The sequence below is a fragment of the Henriciella sp. genome, assembly GCF_049649345.1.
In the GTDB taxonomy this organism is placed as follows: Bacteria; Pseudomonadota; Alphaproteobacteria; order Caulobacterales; family Hyphomonadaceae; genus Henriciella.
Genome location: NZ_JBARZC010000203.1, coordinates 1 through 5,923 on the forward strand (window position 1 = coordinate 1; position 5,923 = coordinate 5,923).

Annotated in this window: 3 protein-coding genes and 2 pseudogenes; 2 read left to right on the plus strand and 3 right to left on the minus strand. The window is 59.3% G+C overall.

Annotated features, from left to right (window positions below):
- A pseudogene (locus WA989_RS05030) lies at window positions 1-306 on the plus strand (ParA family protein); the annotation flags it as partial.
- A 29-nt stretch (window positions 307-335) separates the two neighbouring features.
- On the opposite strand, the gene WA989_RS05035 reads toward WA989_RS05030, so the two are convergent.
- Window positions 336-2,525 carry an AGE family epimerase/isomerase gene (locus WA989_RS05035; protein ID WP_424339413.1) on the minus strand — a complete coding sequence of 730 codons (2,190 nt, stop codon included), beginning with the start codon at window positions 2,523-2,525 and terminating at the stop codon, window positions 336-338.
- A 218-nt stretch (window positions 2,526-2,743) separates the two neighbouring features.
- Between WA989_RS05035 and WA989_RS05040 the strand changes: the two genes are divergently transcribed.
- Entirely contained in the window at window positions 2,744-3,862 is a 1,119-nt protein-coding gene (locus WA989_RS05040) for a glycosyltransferase family 4 protein (RefSeq protein WP_424339414.1), read from the plus strand.
- A gap of 6 nt (window positions 3,863-3,868) precedes the next feature.
- On the opposite strand, the gene WA989_RS05045 is transcribed toward WA989_RS05040, so the two are convergent.
- Window positions 3,869-5,341 carry an oligosaccharide flippase family protein gene (locus WA989_RS05045; RefSeq protein ID WP_424339415.1) on the minus strand — a complete coding sequence of 491 codons (1,473 nt, stop codon included), beginning with the start codon at window positions 5,339-5,341 and terminating at the stop codon, window positions 3,869-3,871.
- Window positions 5,338-5,923 (minus strand): annotated as a pseudogene (locus tag WA989_RS05050) (hypothetical protein); the annotation flags it as partial. The pseudogene WA989_RS05050 and the gene WA989_RS05045, both read right to left, overlap by 4 nt.

A 5,923-nucleotide genomic window follows, 5' to 3' on the forward strand; every position in this document is an offset into this window, starting at 1 on the left:
AATATCCCCTCTTTTACGCCAGAGGATAATTTCGTGGTGATCACCCGTTTCCGCAATTCACGGCTCGCCCAGAATGCCGAGCACGAGTTGCGGAACATCTATCTGAAAGATCGCCAGTTTGGCCCGACAATCCCGGAATCCGTTCAGGCCTTGCAGGCGATGGACCGCGCTGACGTCGATAGCTACATCACGATGCGGGCAAAATATGGAGGGCTGAGGAGCAGCGTGAAGAAGCTCGCGCAGAGCTTCACCGAATTCCTCGCCCAATCAGAAGGCGTGGAATCGCCGGAAACCGTCCGCAGCTAAACCCGCCATCTGTTTGAACATGCAGGCCTTTACCTGGCCAGCATGCCGAACGATGTCGCAAAATGGTACAGCATGCTTGCCGGCACCGCCTTCGAATAGGCGTTTCCGGTCTCGTCGATTTCGTCGAGCCACGTCCCGGCCTGCCAACCGTCAATGTACGTGCGCTTGATATTATCGAACAGGCGTTCGGCCTCGCCATTCGCCGACAGACCAGGGTGCAGCAGGCGGGCTCTCAGCATTTCAAGTTGTGGCCAGAGGCGTTTGCGCGTATTGGCGGGCCCGCCCAAGGCGGAGACCGAATTGAAGGCAAGCGCGTCCTTCGCATCAAGGCCGGATTGATCTGCGCGCCTGATCAGGCGTCTCTGCCAGCTCAGCGTGTCATGGCCCGAAAGCCTCTGGTGAAGGGTGAGAAGGGTCGACCATTCATAATGATGTCCGGGCTCGATTTCAGCCTTGCCGGGCTCGCCGTGCGCCGTCCAGTCAAGATCGAAGACCTCGACCAGTTCGTCATAGTCAGGCCGGAAAAGCGAGCGTTCGAAAAGGCTTACAATCTGGTTCGAAACGGCAAGGGCTTCCGTCTCGCCTGTCGCCTCGAAGAGGTCCATCGACGCTTCGAGCAGATGCATGTGAGGATTGGCGCGCCGGTAGTCTGGCGAGGGCAACGCGTCCAGCCAACCGCCATTCTTGGCATCGAACATCTGCTCATTGAGGAAATTCAATGTGTCGAACGCCATCGATCTGGCGTCAGTAAATTTGAAGGCATCCCAGGCCGCGGCCCCGGCCAGAACGACGAAAGCGTGGTCGTAAAGGTCCCGGGTGTCGTTCGCGATCTGCCCGTCCGGCGAAAGATGGTGGACCCAGCCTCCTTCCGGATGGCGGCCTTTGCTGATGAGATAGTCGAGCCCGTCTTCAACCAGCGAGCGGGCTGTCGCAGCGTCTACCCAGCCATTCCGGGCGGCGCGTGAAAAACTGAATATCTGGCGCGCCTGCACACGAAGCCGGCGGTTGGCTTGCGTGTCAGGCTCACCGGCGAGGTTCAACTGTTCGACAAAGCCGCCCTGGTTTTTATCCCAGGCCTTGGCCGACCAAACGTCAAACAGGGTTGTCAGGAAGCGTCCCGCCTCCTCGCACACCCTGTCCGCCACGCCGAAAACGTCACGTCGGGCCAGGAATTCCGCGCGCTGCTGCTTTACCGCAGCGTCGGATGAGAGAGAGACGATGGAAACAGCCTCGTCGGTTGCGATCACAGCGAGATCCTGAACATTCGAGACCATGATCCGCGGCCCCTCAGAGCGCAGGAATACGCGCTCGGAATCGAAGGCTCTTACCGGGCCCTGCTGCACATTCGAAGCTTCGCCCTCGGCCAGAAGGTCATAGATGGCGCGGTATCCGCCGACATCGCTCCACCCCATATCAACCGGAACGACCACGGTTTTCGTCGAACGCTCCATAACCGCATAATCGATCGAGATGTCCTTCGCGTCGCAAAAGACGTCCGGGCGAAGATTGATGACAGCATTGCAGGAATGCTGCATCGCCTTCTTCACCACAGGCAGGATGCAGGGCTCGTAAGTGTCGAGCGCATCAATCATCGCCTGCGCCCTGAACATGAAAATCCCGGCATTCCAGAAATACTGGCCGGACGCGAGATAGGTCTCTGCTGTCGGCTGGTCTGGCTTTTCGGCAAAGGCCTCGACCCGCGCAATGGGATCGTCGCTGGCTTCGGCCTTGATATAGCCATAGCCCGTCGCCGGATGGGTCGGCTTGATGCCGAACGTCACGATGGACCCGGCCTGAGCCGCCGGCAGACCGGCGGAGATCGCCGCGTGAAAGGCAGGCAGGTTGGCGATATCATGATCAGCCGGCAAGACGAGCAGGATCTCTTCCGGGTCACAGGCAAGGCAGGCTGCCGCAATGGCAGGGGCAGAATTGCGCCCGAAAGGTTCAAGCACCAGCGTCGCGCCGGGAAGCGTATTCAAAAGCGCATCGGCATGGCGTTTGGAGCCGATGGCGAGAGGCGCGCTGAAACGGAGGCCGCCCTGCTCTTCCGAAACCCTGTCCGCCGTCATCTGGATCATCGACTTCGGCGACAGGAGCCGCAAAAACTGTTTCGGGGTCTCAGGCGTGGACAGGGGCCAAAGCCGGGTCCCCGACCCGCCGCAGAGAATGACCGGGGTGATGTGGTGTGTCAGTGGTCTGGTATCCTCAATGCCGAGCATGTCTTTTGTCCCCAAATCTGCATCATGTCCCAAAACGATGCACCTTTACCGATCAGCCCCATAACGACGCGGCTGACAACGATTTCGATCAATCCCATGCATTTTCCGTGCGACGCGACAATGCTTGTGCAACACGGTTCATCCATGGTCTGGCGAGAAACCTGCATCCGGATTGTGAAACGGCACGACCGGTTGCCCTATGCCATCGCGGAGATCTAATGAAACGCATCTGCTTCAACGGAAAATTCCTTTCCGCAAAGCCAACAGGTGTGCACCGCGTGAGCGAAGAGCTTATCCGCGGCATCGACACGTTGCTGGGCCAGTACCCCGAGCTTCAATCGGCGACAAAGTGGGAAATACTTTGCCCGAAAGACGCCGACAGACAGCTGCCCCTGGATCACATTGAAACGCGAACGGTCGGCAGAACCACCTGGCAGGTCTGGGAACAGTTCGAGCTGCCTTTCTTCGCGCGCGGCGCTCTTCTGGTTAGCCTGTGCAACCTTGCGCCCCTGTCTCATCGACACGCGATCACAATGATCCACGACGCGCAGACCTTCATAACACCTGAGAGCTACTCTCTGCCGTTTCGCAAATGGTATCAGTTTGCGCTGCCGACGATCGGACGCCGCAATCGCCGTGTGCTGACGGTTTCGGATTATTCCCGGCAGCAATTGGCTAAATACGGCGTCGCGCCCACGGACAAGATTTCCGTCATCCATAATGGCGTGGACCATGCCAAAAACACGGGTGAAGACGTCTCCATCCTCGAACGCTTCGCGCTGAAACCAAATCAGTTTGCCGTCGGACTGGCCAATACCCAGGCCCACAAGAACCTGAAAATCGCGATACAGGCGTTCGAGCAGGCGGATCTGGCTGACCGCAAGCTGGTCCTTTTCGGCAGCGCCAGAAAAGCCGATTTCGAAGCCCAGGGCATCTCTGTTCCCGACAATGTCGTGTTTACTGGCTTCGTGTCAGAGCAGGAATTGAAAGCGCTCTATTCAGCGGCCGCCTTCATGGTCTTTCCGTCAACGACAGAAGGGTTCGGCTTGCCACCGCTGGAGGCCATGCTTGTCGGCACGCCAGCCATCTGCGCGCCCTGCGGCGCCTTGCCGGAAGTCTGTGGCGATGTTGCTACTTATGCCGCCGCAGATGATGCGGACGCATGGCAGAGCGAGATCAGACGCCATTTCGCCTTCAGAAAAGACGAGCGCAGCGAACTTGCCGCTGCCTGTAAGCGTCAGGCCGGAGCGTTTAGCTGGGGGTCTGCGTCGCGGTCCCTGCTGGTCGAAATCCTTGAGCAGAGCGGCATCGATATTCCCGGCCAATTGAAAGCGTGATCGGTGTCAGCTTTCCGGCTTCGCGGCCGGTCTGCGAACCATGCCCAGAAGCGTCGCTTCGAGCCCATCGGGGCGGCCTTGTAGGGCCCACAAAGCAAGGTGGGTGACGACATATACGCTCCCGCCAACGCCGGCGACGGATGCGATTTTCCATACTTCGCCAAGCTGTTCATAAGCCTGCCAATAGGCTCTGAGCGCAAACACCGCCGCCACCATAAGCACGCAGCTCAAAATCGTTCTCAGTGAATTCCTGAGCTGCTCGACATAGCTCGCCCCGACGAGTTGGCGGGCAAGCTGCAGGTTTAGCAGAACGACAATGACAATCGTGGCGGCCCGGGCAACAGAAGCCCCGATCAGTTCGAAGTGGATCGTCGCGAATATGACCAGCGGAATATTGAACGCAAAGGCGATCAGGTTGCGGATGAACAGGGACCGGGTGCGTCCCAGCGCCATGGCCGATGCATGAGCGCCCACGGTCAGCATATGAAGCGCGGTGGCCGGCGCCACGATCGAAATAACCACCGCCGCCAGCGACCAGTCCGGCCCCAGCAGAAGATACACAAAGTCGGCTGCGACAAGCGCCAGCCCAATGCCGAGCGGCATCATCACAGCCGCGATCACACTTTGGGCCAGCAGGAAGCCAGCCTTCAGGCGCGGCGCATCATGCTTCACATTCGAAAGCCCGGCGAACAGCGCATTCATGATCGGTGCGGCAAGGGACCAGACCAGTTGGCTGGCGATGCTTGTGGCGACCGTGTAGATGCCAAGAATGCTCGTCCCCAGCCTGTTGCCGAGAAAATAACGGTCAAACTGGGCAATGCCTGCGTTGGTGATCGTGAACAGGTTCAGCCAGCCGGAAAAGGAGAAAATCCATTTCGCCTGCTTGATCGATATGGATGGGATATAGGGCGCGATAAAATAGCTGAGCACTGTCGCCAGAGTCGCGCCGACGACGATGCCCACGACGATCGACCAGTAAGACCCCGTAAAGACCGCAATCGCCAGCATTGCGAGAAAGCCCACCAGCCGGCCGGCAAAATCGACAGCGGCCGGGATCATGGGCTCGACCCGCCTCAGATATTCCGCCGTCTTCGGACTGCGCAGGCTTTGTATCAGGGGCGCGAGGCTAAGCCCGGCGACGACAGGCGCGATCTCAACATTTTCCAGGCTGACCGCCAGTGGATAGGCCGCTGCGGTCATTCCGAGCGTGATCAGAAGCCCTCTGGCCAGACTAATGGTGAAAGCCGAGTGATAGTCGCTGAGATGCAGGTCGGTGCGCTGCACCAGGGCGTCATTGATGTTGAGCTCCGTCAGCGACTGGCTGAGCTGCAGAACAATCAGCGCCGCGGCGACGATACCAAATGCTTCGGGTGCGATAATCCGGGCAACAAGCAGCGTGCCCAGAAGATCAAGACCGCGTCCAAGCCCCTGAAACAGACCGAGCGTGACCGTCGCAGAGATGACTTTCTGCCGGTTCATATGTGAACACCACTCTTGCTCTGAGGGGGCTCGAAGCGGCCTTCAATCCTCTCGCCTTCGCGTGGGCCAGTCTGCACAAGGGGGCTGCAGGCGAGACCTGCAAAGATGAAGAACATCAGGCCGAGATCGACGCTGGATGAGGAAATCGATGTGGCTATCAACAGGGCCAGACAAGCGCTTCTCGCTGCCGCCTGAACCTGGGCCGCCGGGCTGGAGGGCGCCAGCCGGGTTTGGGGGCCCAGCATCAGCTTGTACAGGAACAGGCCGAACAGAAAGATTCCGGGAATGCCGAGGTTGGCCGGTACAGCGACAAGGAAACTCGATGCCCGCACACTCCCCAGCCCGGCGCCGAGCCCGAATGTGTCCACCACATTCTGCAAAGCGGACATGTTCCAGCGCGTGCGCTCGATGCCGCTTTCACTTGAAATCTTGGTCGCCAGTGAACTGTCGAAGATCTCGATGACGGGGGTCATCAGATCAGGCTTGATCGCCACGACAGCAGCGCCGGCGAACACGGCGAGGGGGCCGAAAGAGATGAACGTAAACCGCCTCGCGACCGTGGAGCTTGAGGCGGCAAGCCCC